Origin of the sequence: Bacillus sp. Je.9.29.b (assembly GCF_051129925.1) — a bacterium.
Classification (GTDB): domain Bacteria; phylum Bacillota; class Bacilli; order Bacillales; family Bacillaceae; genus Bacillus; species Bacillus safensis.
Window position 1 is genome coordinate 22,645 of record NZ_JBCPSO010000001.1, and the last position, 13,619, is coordinate 36,263.

The 13,619-nt window shown below is 40.6% G+C and carries 15 protein-coding genes; 11 read left to right on the top strand and 4 right to left on the bottom strand.

Annotation, left to right across the window (positions count from 1 at the left end; all coding sequences use genetic code 11):
* The first annotated feature begins 53 nt into the window (after positions 1-53).
* The 8 genes from AAZR19_RS00180 (at position 54) to AAZR19_RS00215 (ending at position 8,688) form a co-directional block, all read left to right on the top strand.
* Positions 54-956 carry an amidase domain-containing protein gene (locus tag AAZR19_RS00180; protein WP_076839163.1) on the top strand — a complete coding sequence of 301 codons (903 nt, stop codon included), beginning with the start codon at positions 54-56 and terminating at the stop codon, positions 954-956.
* A 43-nt stretch (positions 957-999) separates the two neighbouring features.
* Positions 1,000-1,473, top strand: coding sequence for a tRNA (uridine(34)/cytosine(34)/5-carboxymethylaminomethyluridine(34)-2'-O)-methyltransferase TrmL (gene trmL, locus AAZR19_RS00185; protein WP_434702063.1), 474 nt, complete (start codon positions 1,000-1,002; stop codon positions 1,471-1,473).
* Between the two features lie 445 nt (positions 1,474-1,918).
* Positions 1,919-3,814: a PrkA family serine protein kinase gene (locus tag AAZR19_RS00190; protein ID WP_024425326.1), complete on the top strand. Its 1,896-nt coding sequence runs from the start codon at positions 1,919-1,921 to the stop codon at positions 3,812-3,814.
* A 139-nt stretch (positions 3,815-3,953) separates the two neighbouring features.
* Positions 3,954-5,117, top strand: a complete 1,164-nt coding sequence (gene yhbH, locus AAZR19_RS00195) for a sporulation protein YhbH (RefSeq protein ID WP_076839162.1) — start codon at positions 3,954-3,956, stop codon at positions 5,115-5,117.
* Positions 5,118-5,481: 364 nt separating this feature from the next.
* Positions 5,482-6,114, top strand: coding sequence for an HlyD family efflux transporter periplasmic adaptor subunit (locus tag AAZR19_RS00200; RefSeq protein ID WP_024425324.1), 633 nt, complete (start codon positions 5,482-5,484; stop codon positions 6,112-6,114).
* Between the two features lie 39 nt (positions 6,115-6,153).
* The gene (locus tag AAZR19_RS00205) at positions 6,154-7,773 is read left to right on the top strand and encodes a DHA2 family efflux MFS transporter permease subunit (RefSeq protein WP_041109865.1); all 1,620 of its coding nucleotides are present in this window, start codon (positions 6,154-6,156) and stop codon (positions 7,771-7,773) included.
* 17 nt (positions 7,774-7,790) lie between these two features.
* Positions 7,791-8,315: an NAD(P)H-dependent oxidoreductase gene (locus AAZR19_RS00210; RefSeq protein WP_024425322.1), complete on the top strand. Its 525-nt coding sequence runs from the start codon at positions 7,791-7,793 to the stop codon at positions 8,313-8,315.
* A gap of 13 nt (positions 8,316-8,328) precedes the next feature.
* Positions 8,329-8,688 (top strand): hypothetical protein, encoded by a 360-nt coding sequence (locus tag AAZR19_RS00215; protein ID WP_024425321.1) that lies wholly within the window; start codon positions 8,329-8,331, stop codon positions 8,686-8,688.
* A 113-nt stretch (positions 8,689-8,801) separates the two neighbouring features.
* On the opposite strand, the gene cspB is transcribed toward AAZR19_RS00215, so the two are convergent.
* Both cspB and AAZR19_RS00225 read right to left on the bottom strand, forming a co-directional pair.
* Entirely contained in the window at positions 8,802-9,002 is a 201-nt protein-coding gene (gene cspB, locus AAZR19_RS00220) for a cold shock-like protein CspB (protein ID WP_008349061.1), read from the bottom strand.
* 211 nt (positions 9,003-9,213) lie between these two features.
* Positions 9,214-10,305 (bottom strand): GGDEF domain-containing protein, encoded by a 1,092-nt coding sequence (locus tag AAZR19_RS00225; protein ID WP_041109867.1) that lies wholly within the window; start codon positions 10,303-10,305, stop codon positions 9,214-9,216.
* Between the two features lie 97 nt (positions 10,306-10,402).
* Here AAZR19_RS00225 and AAZR19_RS00230 point away from each other — a divergent pair, with 97 nt between their 5' ends.
* A complete protein-coding gene (locus tag AAZR19_RS00230; protein ID WP_024426614.1) occupies positions 10,403-10,783 on the top strand; it encodes a hypothetical protein in 381 nt (126 codons plus the stop codon).
* Between the two features lie 33 nt (positions 10,784-10,816).
* On the opposite strand, the gene AAZR19_RS00235 is transcribed toward AAZR19_RS00230, so the two are convergent.
* On the bottom strand, positions 10,817-11,215 hold the full coding sequence (locus AAZR19_RS00235) for a hypothetical protein (RefSeq protein ID WP_041109869.1): 399 nt from the start codon (positions 11,213-11,215) through the stop codon (positions 10,817-10,819).
* A gap of 151 nt (positions 11,216-11,366) precedes the next feature.
* Here AAZR19_RS00235 and AAZR19_RS00240 point away from each other — a divergent pair, with 151 nt between their 5' ends.
* Together AAZR19_RS00240 and AAZR19_RS00245 are read left to right on the top strand one after the other, a co-directional pair.
* Entirely contained in the window at positions 11,367-11,873 is a 507-nt protein-coding gene (locus tag AAZR19_RS00240) for a YhcN/YlaJ family sporulation lipoprotein (protein WP_434702064.1), read from the top strand.
* A gap of 156 nt (positions 11,874-12,029) precedes the next feature.
* The gene (locus AAZR19_RS00245; protein WP_349905279.1) at positions 12,030-12,902 is read left to right on the top strand and encodes a hypothetical protein; all 873 of its coding nucleotides are present in this window, start codon (positions 12,030-12,032) and stop codon (positions 12,900-12,902) included.
* Positions 12,903-12,927: 25 nt separating this feature from the next.
* On the opposite strand, the gene AAZR19_RS00250 is transcribed toward AAZR19_RS00245, so the two are convergent.
* Positions 12,928-13,572: a spore coat protein gene (locus AAZR19_RS00250; protein WP_326350067.1), complete on the bottom strand. Its 645-nt coding sequence runs from the start codon at positions 13,570-13,572 to the stop codon at positions 12,928-12,930.
* Between the last annotated feature and the right edge of the window lie 47 nt (positions 13,573-13,619).

The window sequence follows — 13,619 nt, forward strand, 5'->3', positions numbered from 1 at the left end:
TGAACATAGAATGAACCAAACAAAGATTTTAAAAAATGTTTGGTGGTGTCTGTGTGAAACAATTATTAGAGAAAACTTTAGAAGACAGGCTGGCGTATTTAATCAATGACCGTGCAATCAAACAGCCGCAGCTTATGTCTGATGTGGAAGCAGTAGAGCGGAAAAAAGAGCTTTTTGCTAGAAGACAGGTTGAGATTGTGAAGGCGAAAGCAAAAACAAAACTTCTCGATTCAGCCCTTCAAGATGATGGGGCTCAGCATGTGCAGTACCTTGCTCATCTCACATATGTATGCAAGGATGTAGACGATTCTTTTTATTTAGAGGAACAGGTGGAAAAAAGAGAAGCATTTCTTTATAACAACATGCTTGTCAAAGATCGGATGATGTTAGAAGAGCGGCAAATGGAAGAGTATTTGGATGAGCGCTTTCAGACCGAAGAACAATTTGGGAGAGCCTTTCATTATGACCGGCGGGCGGCCGTGAAGTATGCGGAGACATATTGGAATAAACGGAATCCAGCCTATAAAAACTTTGAAGATAACTGTACAAATTTTATTTCACAATGTTTGAAAGCAGGGAATGCGCCAACGAGAGGGTATCCGAACCGCGGGTCTGGCTGGTGGGTGCGTCCGCATACGTGGAGCTATAGCTGGACGGTGGCTCATTCGATGAAAAATTATTTAGCGAATTCAAAAGCGGGTTTGAGAGCAAAGAAACTCAAAGAAGCGCACGAGCTTCAAATTGGTGATGTCATTTGCTACGATTTTGAAGGTGATGGAAGGTATAATCATACAACCATTGTCGTTGATCATGACAAAGGAGGAATGCCTCTTGTGAATGCACAGACGTATGACTCCCGCATGCGTTATTGGTCATACGAGGATTCGACTGCCTATACACCTTCTATTCGATATATGTTTTTTCACATTCTGGACGATGCCGCGAAGGATAGTTAGTGGTATAATGTTGAGCGGAAAAGAAAATTAGAGGTGAACTTTTTTGGGACTTCATGTCGTTTTATATCAACCAGAGATTCCAGCTAATACTGGAAATATTGCGCGTACATGTGCAGCAACAAATACAACCCTTCATCTGATTCGTCCGCTTGGTTTTTCGACAGATGACAAAATGCTGAAGCGTGCAGGACTCGATTATTGGAAATATGCCAATGTGGTCTATCATGATTCACTTGATGAATTGTTTGAGGCACATCCGAAGGGGCAATTTTTCTATATCACTAAATTTGGCCAAAAGCCGCATACAACATTTGATTACTCTCAGCTGGATGAAGACTATTTCTTTGTGTTTGGAAGAGAGACAAGTGGATTGCCAAAAGATTTGATTGAACAAAATATGGACCGTTGTCTTCGATTACCGATGACAGAGCGTGTTCGTTCTCTGAATCTGTCGAATACGGCAGCCATTCTTGTATATGAGGCACTTCGCCAGCAGCAATATCGCGATCTCATATAAGATCATGATAAAAGCCGAGATACTGAACTCGGCTTTTTTATGTGAAATCACTTTTTTTGACATGTTGAAAATGAAAAGGATGTTCCGCAAATGGAACATCCTTTTTTTTCATTTACCAGGCTTGCCTTCGTAGCCAGCAGTGAAAATGGATACTAAAAACGTAATGATGACGCCCATCATAATGACCGTTCTCATATAAGCTCCCCCTTATCCCTTTGTTCCGTTCGCTGCCTGTTTCATATGATGTGAAGTTCACCTTGAAAAGCAGGAGAAGAAAATCATTTTTCTCCTATTTTTCCTTTATTATGAAGGGTCTTGCGGATGGTTGTCAATTCAGTTTGCCAATTCGTCATTTTGAAGAACAAAAGCATGTAATAGGACGCCTCCGCATAGATTGTAAAACAGTATCTGATTTCTAGCTTCAATCTTGAAAGAGGAGGTTCATATGGATATTTTAAAGAAAATCGAACAGCACAGAGAAGAAGAGCAGCGTCTCAAATGGGAAGGCACATTCAGCGATTATTTAGACATTATTAAGGAAAATCCACTTGTCGCTCAATCTGCTCATTCTCGCGTTTATCATATGATTAAAGACAGCGGGATTGAAGAGGAGAATGGGGTCAGAACCTACAAATTTTTTGATCAGGAGCTGTTTGGGTTAGAGGAATCACTCGAAAGATTAGTGGAGGAATATTTTCACCCTGCTGCCAAGCGGCTAGATGTCAGGAAGCGTATTTTATTACTGATGGGACCAGTAAGCGGGGGGAAATCGACGCTTGTCACTAGATTGAAAAGAGGACTTGAAGAATATTCACTGACAGATCATGGCGCAGTTTATGCGATCAAAGGCTGCCCTATGCATGAAGATCCGCTTCATCTCATTCCGCAAAATCTGCGGGAGGATTTCTATAGAGAATATGGGATTCGTGTGCAGGGGAATTTGTCGCCTCTGAACATGATGAGACTGGAAGAGGAATATGGCGGCAGAATTGAAGATGTAAGGGTCGAGCGGATCTTTTTCTCTGAAGATAAACGGACCGGTATTGGTACTTTTAGTCCGTCTGATCCGAAATCTCAGGACATTGCCGATTTAACAGGAAGCATCGATTTTTCAACCATTGCTGAATTTGGATCAGAGTCAGATCCCCGCGCCTACCGCTTTGATGGAGAACTCAATAAAGCAAACCGAGGGATGATGGAGTTTCAGGAGATGTTAAAGTGTGATGAGAAATTTCTCTGGCACCTCCTGTCATTAACGCAGGAAGGAAATTTTAAGGCAGGAAGATTCGCCTTAATTAGTGCAGATGAATTGATCGTCGCCCATACGAATGAAACCGAGTACCGGTCGTTTATTTCAAATAAAAAGAACGAGGCGCTCCATTCAAGAATTATTGTGATGCCAATTCCTTATAACTTAAAGGTCACAGAAGAAGAACGCATTTATCATAAAATGATTTCAGAGAGTGATGTCTCAGATGTGCATATTGCCCCGCATACGCTGAAGGTAGCAGCAATGTTCTCCATTTTGACGAGATTGAAAGAGCCGAAGCGTTCTGATATTGATTTGGTGAAAAAAATGCGTTTGTATGACGGAGAAAGTGTCGAAGGCTTCCAATCAGTCGACATTGATGAGATGAAAAAGGAATTTCATGACGAAGGGATGAGCGGAATTGATCCGCGGTATGTGATTAACCGAATTTCATCTACCATCATTCGAAAGAATATGGAATCGATCAATGCACTGGATGTCCTTCGCTCCTTAAAAGAAGGGCTCGATCAGCATCCGTCTATCTCCAGCGAGGACCGGGAGCGTTATTTGAATTTCATTTCAGTCGCGCGAAAAGAGTATGATGATATTGCGAAGAAGGAAGTGCAAAAGGCATTTGTGTATTCCTATGAGGAGTCTGCGAAAACGCTGATGGATAATTACTTAGATAATGTCGAGGCATACTGCAATAAAAACAAGCTGCGTGATCCGTTAACGGGTGAAGAAATGAATCCTGATGAAAAGCTCATGCGTTCAATTGAAGAGCAGATCGGTATTTCTGAAAACGCCAAAAAGGCATTTAGAGAAGAAATTCTAATTCGTATTTCGGCTTATGCGAGAAAGGGAAAACGCTTTGATTATAATTCGCATGAGAGATTGCGGGAGGCCATTCAGAAGAAGCTGTTTGCTGATCTAAAAGATGTGGTGAAAATCACGACATCGACGAAGACACCGGATGAACAGCAGCTGAAGAAGGTCAATGAAGTAGTGGCTAGATTAATTGATGAGCATGGCTATAATTCAACAAGTGCAAATGAACTTTTAAAATATGTAGGCAGTCTTCTGAATCGTTAATATATGAAGGAGGCATTATTGGCGCATCAGCACCGGTAATGTCTTTTTTAGAAATGATCGTCAACTTGGATGACGAGCAGCATAGGATAAAGGAATCGATGGTTAGAAGAATTGTGCAAATAGGTGAGGAGGGGGATGGATGTCCCGGCAAGAAAAAAGTCAGTTTATTGTGTCTCAGGAAGACTGGTCCCTCCATCGAAAAGGCTATGACGACCAGCAGCGTCATCAGAAAAAAGTCAAAGAGGCGATTAAAAACAATTTGCCGGATCTTGTCACAGAAGAAAGCATCATCATGTCGAATGGAAAAGATGTTGTGAAAATTCCGATCCGTTCATTAGATGAATATAAAATTCGGTATAACTACGACAAAAATAAACATGTGGGTCAAGGCGATGGAGACAGCGAGGTTGGCGATGTTGTTGCGCGTGACGGCTCAGACAGCAAGCAGGGTCAAGGAAAGGGGCAGGGTGCTGGAGATCAAGCTGGTGAGGATTATTACGAAGCAGAAGTCTCATTAATGGATCTCGAGAAAGCACTGTTTCGTGAACTAGAGCTGCCAAACCTCAAGCAAAAGGAGCTTGACGACATCATTGTTGAACAAATTGAGTTTAACGATATTCGCAAAACCGGGTTAACAGGAAATATCCACAAAAAACGAACGATGCTGTCGGCATTTAAACGAAATGCGATGACAGGCAGTCCTTCCTTTTATCCAATCTACCCAGAGGATATCAAGTATAAAACGTGGAATGAAGTGACCAAACCAGAGTCGAAAGCCGTCGTTTTGGCGATGATGGATACGAGCGGAAGTATGGGGCTTTGGGAAAAATATATGGCGAGAAGTTTTTTCTTTTGGATGACACGTTTCTTACGGACAAAGTATGAGACGGTCGATATTGAATTTATTGCCCACCATACAGAGGCGAAGGTGGTAGACGAAGAACATTTCTTCTCACGGGGTGAGAGCGGGGGGACCATTTGCTCGTCTGTCTATCGAAAGGCACTAGAGCTCATAGATGAACGATACCCGCCGTCGAGATATAATATTTATCCTTTTCACTTTTCTGATGGTGACAATTTGACCTCAGACAACGCCCGGTGTGTGAAACTTGTTTCTGAAATCATGAAAAAAGCCAATTTATTCTGTTACGGTGAGGTCAATCAATACAACCGGCATTCTACGTTAATGTCAGCATATAAGCACATTCAGGATGAGAAATTTAAGCATTATATTTTGAAGCAAAAATCAGACGTTTTTCTCGCACTAAAAAAATTTTTTCAGCAGGAAGAAGTTCATTCATAACGAGCACATTTGAAAAAACCTTTCAGCATAAGGGCTGAAAGGTTTTTTGTGTGGAGAAGGAAAGGATCGCCAAAAAAAAAGTAAAACTTTCTCTTTGACATTTCAATTTTCATTTATTAATATTTAATCTTGTTAAATATAAGTTTTTCAAAAAAGATGCCGATCGTCTTTTCTTCTTTTTCTGCTCTTTGCTCATAAGTGAACAATAAGTATAAATGGGCTGCACACCATGATAGGGGCGGGAGTAGATGAAGGGAAAAGGACAGATTGTTGAGCTTGTTTCATATTCTGTCAGATGATGGGCATTCTAAGTTTGCTAAAGCAGATGACACTATATTTTTATACATGAAAGGAGAAACAAAACATGAACAGAGGGCGTTTATTGCTAACGAACATTATTGGCCTTATTGTGATTCTTGCCATTATTGCCGGAGGTGCTTATTACTACTACGAAAGCACAAACTTTGTCAAAACAGATGAGGCAAAAGTGACAGGTGACATGTATCAAATTACAGCACCAGCAGCTGGACAAATCAAAGGCTGGGATATCAACGAAGGTGACGAAGTTGAAAAAGACAGCACAGTTGCAAAAGTTGAAGGACAAACAAAAACAAACATTAAAGCAGTGGCTGATGGCACATTAGTCAAAAAAGAAGTACAAAACAATCAACAAGTGCAGCCTGGTACAGTTCTTGGTGAAACAATTGATTTAAGCAAGCTTTACATCACAGCAAATATTAAAGAAACAGATATTAAAAACATTGAAAAAGGCGACAAAGTCGACATCGTTGTAGATGGAGATCCTGATACAACATTTGAAGGAACTGTTGAACAAATTGGTTATGCGACAAACTCAACATTCAATATGCTGCCAGCAACGAATTCAAGTGGTAACTATACAAAAGTAACGCAAAAAGTAGCAGTGAAAATTTCAATTAAAAATCCATCAGACAAAGTGCTTCCAGGTATGAATGCTTCTGTCAAAATTTCATCTTAATGATGATTGATATCAAAATATGAAAGGAGGTTGTCTGAGATGGCAAATCAACCTGCAGCGACAAAACAGGGAACAGGCTCCTTGTCTTTACTGATCATTTTAATGGCCGGTTTGTTCGTAGCGATTTTAAACCAAACGCTTTTGAACGTAGCCATGCCCCATTTAATGACAGAATTTAATGTGAGTGCAACGACGATTCAGTGGCTGACAACAGGCTACATGCTTGTCAACGGTGTGCTGATTCCGTTGTCTGCGTTTTTAATCACACGTTTTGGACAGCGCAGCTTATTCCTAGTGGCTATGATCTCTTTTACACTAGGTACATTTATTTGCGGTATTGCGCCAAACTTTTCAACGATGCTTATCGGCCGTTTGATTCAGGCTGTCGGCGGCGGTATCTTACAGCCGCTCGTCATGACAACAATCCTTTTTATTTTCCCTCCGGAAAACAGAGGGAAAGGAATGGGGATTTTTGGTCTTGCGATGATGTTTGCTCCTGCAGTAGGACCAACATTATCTGGTTACATTATTGAACATTATTCTTGGCGTATTATGTTTTATGGACTTGTGCCAATCGGTGCGATTGTCATTATCGCGGCTTTCTTTATGTTTAAAAATATTGTAGAGCCTAAAAAAATCAAGCTGGACAGTCTTGGTGCGATTCTTTCAATCGTCGGTTTTGCTTCCCTTCTATACGGAGTGAGTGAAGCAGGAAGTGATGGTTGGACAGATCCGATCGTCTTATCTACGATTATTATTGGTGCGATTGCGATCATTCTCTTTATTTTCCAACAGCTGAAAGCTGATAATCCAATGCTTGATTTCCGTGTATTTAAATACAGCATTTTCTCATTATCAAGTGTCATTAACATCATTATTACAGTTGCCTTATATACGGGGATGTTCTTACTTCCGATTTATCTGCAAAACCTCGTTGGGTTTACGGCATTGCAATCTGGGCTATTAATGCTTCCAGGGGCACTTGCGATGCTCATTATGTCCCCGATTTCAGGAATCTTATTTGATAAATTTGGACCTCGTCCGCTTGCCATTGTGGGGATGCTCATTACCGTTGTCACGACATATGAGTTTACAAGGCTGACCATTGATACTTCCTATAGTCACATTGTGCTCATGTATGCAGTACGTGCATTTGGTATGTCACTCTTGATGATGCCGGTTATGACAGCAGGGATGAACCAATTACCGCAGCACTTAAACAGCCATGGTACAGCGATGTCTAATACATTAAGACAAATTAGCGGTTCCATCGGTACGAGTTTGATCACAACGATTTATACGAATCGGACGACATTCCATTATTCCAATATGGCGGATCAAACAAATACAGCGGACCCGTTCTTTATGAATTCATTCCAGGCGGCTGTATCGAATGTGATGCATCATATGGGCATGACAGCAGAAGCTGCACAAAAATATGTATCCACCCAGCTCTTTACAAAAGCACAGGTTGATTCAAACGTGATGGGCATCAATGATGCTTACATGTGGGTGACATTATTCTGTGCGGCTGGTGTTATTCTCAGCTTGTTCCTGCGAGATGTTCGTAAGGATAAAAAGCGAAAAGAACAGCAGCATAAGAAACAAGAAATATCACTGCTTCCAGCACCTAAGGAAGCTAACCAAGATGCAAGATAAGTGTGGAGGGACCGTACATGAAAATTTATGTTGTATACGATAGTGAAGGTGACCATACAAAAGCACTTGCAGAAGCGATTGCAGCAGGCGCGGGTGAAACAGAGCAGGCTGAAGTATTCATTGATCACGTGAAAGATGCGGATATTCGCAAGCTCGATCAAATGGATGCGATCATTTGGGGCTGCCCTGGTCATTTTGGTACCATTAGTTCTGGGTTAAAGACATGGATTGACCGTCTCGGCTACTTATGGGCAGAAGGAAAACTAATCGATAAAGTCGGTGCTGTTTTCTGTACAACTGCTACAACACACGGCGGTTTAGAAATGACAATGCATAATTTGATCACACCAATGTTCCACCAAGGAATGCTTGTTGTCGGCCTTCCTGGAAATGTTCCAGAGAATGCTTTATACGGCTCTTACTATGGAGCTGGTGTGACATGTCCGATCGATTCAGATGAATTGATTTCGACTGAAGGCATTGAACTTGGAAAAGCACTAGGAAGACGTGTAGCATCAGTCACTGCATCATTTAAGCGATAAGGAGAGGGTTCTTTTGGCGACGATTATTGTAGCGTTAGTAGCTGCTGTTCTAGTCATTATTGGATTAGTAGCGTTCAATGTCAGACACGCATCAGCCGATAAGGAAGAGATCAAAGAAGATGTCTCCAATCAGCCTGACGTGCCGCATAGCGAGCCAGAAGCTGTGGCGAGACATGTAGAGCCTGAAGTTGAAAAAAAAGCGTCAGAGCCTTCTCAAACGGATGATGCTGCGTCTGGCGACGATTTCTATAGACAGGCGCTTCAAAAGTTTAAGCAGCCAGAACCACCTGTCAAAGAAGAAGAACCAGAGACAAAAATGAATGATGACATGTATCGTTCTGCTTTGCAGAAGCTAAAGCAGAAGGACAAATAAAAAAGAGAACCCCTCATCAGGTTCTCTTTTTTTATGGCACAAAAAAACCGCCGGCAGAAGCCGGGCGGTTTTCCTTCACTCTATAAAGTGCTAAAAGAGCAGATGCTCTTAAATTACGCTTTGTTAACGTTAGCAGCTTGTGGTCCACGGTTACCTTCAACGATTTCGAAAGAAACTGATTGACCTTCTTCTAAAGTTTTGAAGCCTTCGCCTTGGATAGCAGAGAAGTGAACGAATACATCGTCTTGACCTTCTACTTCGATGAATCCGAAACCTTTTTCAGAGTTGAACCATTTTACTTTACCTTCTAACATGAAATTTCCTCCTAAAGCGATCTTAACGCTTAAATTCACTATTCTTGCTCTTACACAAACTTCAAAGACGAAAACTCTTTCAAAACTTTCTTCTTAAAGATGATACGAACAAAAATAATTACCTTTACTTTACCAGTGTTTGCGGGAAAAAACAACTGTTATACGAAAACTTTTTTAAAAATAATTAGCGCTAACAAATTGAGGAAAATGCCTATGTCAAATGGTCTTTTTTTCTCTCTGAAAAGCTCACTTGATTTCGGCCAGACTCCTTCGCTTTATAGAGCTCCTGGTCAGCTATAATCGGTAATTGCTTGATGTCTGCACCAATTCCTTGAGAATAAGCACATCCAATTGATACCGTAGTGTGGATAGACAGACCGTTTTTTAAATAAATCGGCTGATCGGCTATTTTTTTTCGCAAGCGTTCTGCAATCTGCCATGTTTTTTCAATTGTACAATTTGGTAGAAGGACAGCGAATTCTTCACCGCCAATCCGACCAATATAATCAGAGCTTCTTGTGTTTTTAATCAGCCTTGTACCGATTTCTTTTAAAACAATATCTCCCTCATGATGCCCATATTGATCATTGATGGTTTTAAAGTAATCGATGTCTAGGTAAATAAGGGACATTTGATGGATAGGCTGCTTCAACTTTTTAGTAAAAGCATCACTTAATACCTCATCGAACTTCCGTTTATTTAAAACACCTGTTAAAAAGTCATAATGAGCCTGGAATTTATACAAATTTAACAGCTGATATGCTTTTGTTTGATGCTCAATGACATAAAAGTTAAACAATCCAGCAATATATGAGAAAATCCAATAAGTAGAATGCAGCTGAAATGATGTCTCATGCACGATCAAGATGAACAGGCTTGTGGCAACCACATTACCAATCGTAATGGATAACAGCATTTTCACAACATGATTCATATGACGCTCTGCAATCAAAAAAGAAGCGGCTGCGATAAACATCATGGAAAAAATATTGATGGAAGAAGCGATATTGGCATCAATTAATAATCGGCCAATGATCACAACAAAAGCTGCAATCATTGTTTGGGCGATGCCTCCATAAAAGGCCGTTAAAATAAGGGGAATATGTCTTAAATCGATGATCGCTGGTCCTGTTTTAATAGAGAAGAACATTAAAAGGACACCGAGTAACCCAGAAAGCATGCCTTTGCATATTTGTCTGAGCAAGGTATCTTCTTTCTTCAGAAAATTCTCTTTAAACACAAGTATAAATAAGTAATGGAAAGTGACAAGAATTGTTAAATTAATAAAGAGGTCTCTTAGCAAAATAGAATCACCTTTTTAAAATTACTAAAATTTGTTGCAAAAGAAAAGGGGAAAAAAGATAATTAATAAAAATTTTAATGATGAGGAATTGAAGAAAATGCGAGGAAAACGCTTTCCAGATCAAACGGACTGGCTTTCTTTTTTTGAAAAAATGCCAGATGCCGGATTTGAAAAAGAAATGCCGGTTGAATATCAAGATTTGACTTTTCGGTTCGAGAATCAGGAGGAGCGATTTGTTGTGAACATGTCGCTTGCTATGAAGGAGTTTAGCTTAAACGTCGTTCGAAAAAAGACCGAATCCGTTTTAGGAATATATGATTTTAAAACAGTGCAGCATGTAGAGATAAAAAAAGATCGGAAGGAAGAAAAGGAGCTTTTGCTGATATTAGAGCATCATGACGACTTCATCACAACAATCGAAATCACATTTCTACCTTCCTTTTGTCTTATGGTCAAAGAACATTTTTCAGGAGAATAAACAGGAGCCTCTTTTATGAAGGCTCCTGTTTTATTATTTGTGCTCGATGTCATTGATGACTTGCTGGATCGATTCATCATCCATCACATTCATCACACTTTCATCAATGTGAAGAGATTGCGCATAAGACTCTCTTGGCTGATGAGTTTTTGATGGTGATTGGTGCTGGTTCGTTTGATTTGGCTGGACAGCTGTGAATGCCTGCTTGATCATTTGGCCAACTTCACCTGTTCCTTTTGATTCCTTATGTGAGTGGGACTCATGGCGAGATGAGTTTTGGTGCTGATGGTTTGCGCCTTTCATCATTGAAGACATATTCATTTGTGTCATGCTTTTCAGTCTTCTTCGTAAAACCGGGGAGAATAATGCAATGATTGCTGTTGATACTGCGATCATTGCGCCAGTGCTCATACCTTTTCTTTTTTTAAACAAACGAATCCCTCCATTTGATCGTGATGATCTTTCATCAAGTTTAGGATGACCAATCACAGCTGAATTATGAATTCATTTTGCGGAAAGAGAGGATATGTGCATAAAAAGCCGGCTGGATGAAAAACCTATGAGCAAAAGGAGGGAATAATTGATGAATAAGAAATGGATGCTATCTTTACTGCTCGTGCCAACATTAATCACCGCTGGGTGTGGAATGAACAACCAAGGCGATGAGCGTATAGGAACAATGAAAAGGCAGTATGAAAATGTCACATATAAGAATGACAACATGAGACAGGATCAGCAAGATGTTCAAACACCTCAGAAGGTCAAAGTGGCAGATAAGGCGTCAGAGCTTGTAGCCAATATGTCTGAAGTGAAGACAGCAAACGTGCTTGTCACAGGAAAAAATGCATTTGTTGCCGTTGTACTTGAAGGCAATAAAAGCGGTGATGTGACGGACGATCTGAAAAAGAAAATTTCAGACAAAGTCAAATCAACGGATCAACAAATCGATAACGTGTATGTATCTGCTAATCCAGACTTTGTCGATCGTATGCAAGGTTACGGAAAACGTATTAAAAGCGGAGAGCCAATTTCAGGATTTTTCGATGAATTTACTGAAACGGTTAGACGTGTCTTCCCTGAATCAAAATAGCTACGACAAAAGCCGTATGTCATATGCGGCTTTTTTGTTTGGAACCGCACCTCGCGCACCTGACTGCATAAAGTAAAAAATATATCACCTCTTGTTGATCTTTGTTTCTTCATAGAGAGAGAAAGAGGGTGCAGGATGAATTCAGGTGGGGAGCAAATGAAAGCAGGGCCGTCATTGATTCATAAAAAACTTGTAGGCGGGATGATTGCAGCAGGTCTGATTTTTTATGCTTTCACCGCGTACTTGATTTATGTTGCGTTTCAGCTGACAGGACAATATTTGGAGCAGTCGTCTCCTAAAACGGTTATCACGGAGGGACTCAATAAGCAAGTCTATGAACATATTCGAATCTACTATGCAGAGGAAGAGGATGCTTTTGTTGATCTGACCATAGAGGCCATGAAGCAAGCAAAGAAGAGGACAGCGTCAGTGTTTCAGTTTGAAGCTGACAGACCTTTAGACGTTATTTATTTTGATGATAAAGAGACGATCGAACAAATGGCTGGAATTAAGCATATAACCGGATTTTACTCCGATCATGATCAAATGATTGGGTTATATCCAGATAAACGGGAAGCATTATTGAAGAAAGAGACACTGCCTTTATACTTTTTCAATACGCTTTTTATTCATGAGTATGCTCATTTTGTTTTCTATGAAAAGGTCCATTCATATGAAGTATCTCCAGGCATTTTTCCGCTTTGGTTCCACGAAGGAACAGCAGAATGGACGGCCTATGACGTGTTAAATGCTACGTCTGAACGCTTCGACGTGATTCCTTTTCAATCTCTTCATTCTGATCAAGACTGGCAGAACTCCCGGGTGACATATGAGACAGATGTCTATTTACAAAGCTACTATATAATCTATGAGCTGGTGCAGCTTTACGGACGAGACATCATACATGAGATCATGGAGGAAACTGCAAAAACGGGCCAATTTGCTAGCGGCTTTGAACAGGCGACGGGGGAGAGGCTCACAGATTTTGAAGAACAGTTTAAAGCGATGTACCAAAGAAAAAACGGCTGACCAAAGAAGGGGGTCAGCCGTTTTTTTAATGAAGAGGCTTTTGTTGATCGGCCTTGCTAGAAGGCATTTGAACCTGCCCCTGAAGCGGTGCAAAAGCTGATGTCATGGCTGTCATATCTTGTTTGGAAAGCTGAGGAACTTGATAGTAGCCATGCTTGTTTTGATACAAGAAAATTTCATAGGCCATTTCGATAAAGTTCGGAATCTGCGCAGCAAGCACACGTCTGACAACAGGGTTTGTAACTTCTAATGCGGACATGGAAAGTAACCCAGCGTGTGATTTGACTAGGCTGAGCATATGTCCTGTGATGCCTAAGTCTTTTACATCCTGTAATGACTGATTCGGCTTCTTCGGCTGAGTAGGTTTGATTCCGTATGTCACTTGTGTGTGTTCTTTCATCATATAAGTAGCGGTTTCTTCACTAGGCTTTTGGCCTGTAGAAAAACAATCTACAGTGACATTGTACTGGGATAAAACGAATTGATATTGTCGATCCAGGATGTCGGATAATGCAGGATCTTGAATAAATTGCCGCAGGATCATATATTGATCCAAAATATTAATCGTGCCGGCTAAAATTTCATGTAAATCGAATAACTCATGCCCGCCATGGTTGAGTTCAGGCTGCTGAGCGTTTCCTTGAAACATTGGCTGTTGATCGTTTTGCATTGAGATTCCTCCTTTTGTTTATACAATCTGTTTTAATGTGAGGATGT

Coding starts and splice junctions, on each gene's coding strand:
- AAZR19_RS00240 (WP_434702064.1), top strand. CDS start 11,367: ATGAATAAGAAATGGATGCTATCTTTACTGCTCGTGCCAACATTAATC.
- AAZR19_RS00245 (WP_349905279.1), top strand. CDS start 12,030: ATGAAAGCAGGGCCGTCATTGATTCATAAAAAACTTGTAGGCGGGATG.
- AAZR19_RS00190 (WP_024425326.1), top strand. CDS start 1,919: ATGGATATTTTAAAGAAAATCGAACAGCACAGAGAAGAAGAGCAGCGT.
- AAZR19_RS00200 (WP_024425324.1), top strand. CDS start 5,482: ATGAACAGAGGGCGTTTATTGCTAACGAACATTATTGGCCTTATTGTG.
- AAZR19_RS00205 (WP_041109865.1), top strand. CDS start 6,154: ATGGCAAATCAACCTGCAGCGACAAAACAGGGAACAGGCTCCTTGTCT.
- cspB (WP_008349061.1), bottom strand. CDS start 9,002: ATGTTAGAAGGTAAAGTAAAATGGTTCAACTCTGAAAAAGGTTTCGGA.
- AAZR19_RS00250 (WP_326350067.1), bottom strand. CDS start 13,572: ATGCAAAACGATCAACAGCCAATGTTTCAAGGAAACGCTCAGCAGCCT.
- yhbH (WP_076839162.1), top strand. CDS start 3,954: ATGTCCCGGCAAGAAAAAAGTCAGTTTATTGTGTCTCAGGAAGACTGG.
- AAZR19_RS00210 (WP_024425322.1), top strand. CDS start 7,791: ATGAAAATTTATGTTGTATACGATAGTGAAGGTGACCATACAAAAGCA.
- AAZR19_RS00230 (WP_024426614.1), top strand. CDS start 10,403: ATGCGAGGAAAACGCTTTCCAGATCAAACGGACTGGCTTTCTTTTTTT.